Raw genomic sequence first — 214 nt, forward strand, 5'->3', positions numbered from 1 at the left:
GGTCGAGGACGACGACGCCGTCGTCGTCCTCGACCGGGTGGACGGCGGCGACTGGGAGAAGCCGCCCCGCGCCCGGACGCTCAAGCGGACCGTCACCGCGTCCACCTCGGCCAGCGCCGCGGACGCCGGCCGGCTGGGCCGCTCCCCCCACGTCGTCTACGAGGCGCCGGCGCCGGAGGGGATGCAGCTGTCCGCCGACAGCGCCCGCGGCACC

General features: G+C 78.5%; 1 protein-coding gene. It reads left to right on the top strand.

Annotated features, from left to right (window positions below; translation table 11 throughout):
• Positions 1–214, top strand: a 214-nt coding sequence (locus FHN55_RS22190) for a hypothetical protein (RefSeq protein ID WP_180358022.1), incomplete at both ends; no start/stop codon positions are given.

The organism is Streptomyces sp. NP160, assembly GCF_006335115.1.
GTDB lineage: Bacteria > Actinomycetota > Actinomycetes > Actinomycetales > Quadrisphaeraceae > Quadrisphaera.